At 59.9% G+C, this 217-nt stretch carries 1 protein-coding gene; it reads left to right on the top strand.

The genetic code is table 11. The features are described from left to right. Positions 1 to 217, top strand: a 217-nt coding sequence (locus AB4Y42_RS44790; RefSeq protein WP_368697961.1) for a hypothetical protein, incomplete at both ends; no start/stop codon positions are given.

Here is a 217-nt window from a genome sequence, read left to right as displayed (position 1 = left end):
CGCGTGTTCGCGATCGGACGCCCAATCGTCTCAACGACAGCCTCCCCCCTCGGCATGCAAATCCAGGTCGAGTACGTCGTTGTCTCGGAGGGTGCGTACAGATTACATATCTTCTCGATGCGACTGCTCCCGAAGGCCTTCTCTCTGAGGCTCGCCGTCAGCCGCTCACCCGCCAGATTGATGATGCTTGCCGAAGCCGGCACTGCGTTCTTGTCGA

The sequence above is a fragment of the Paraburkholderia sp. EG286B genome (assembly GCF_040965655.1).
GTDB lineage: Bacteria > Pseudomonadota > Gammaproteobacteria > Burkholderiales > Burkholderiaceae > Paraburkholderia.
The sequence above is the reverse complement of the archived record's forward strand: the minus strand, read 5'-3'. Positions and strand labels throughout refer to the sequence as shown.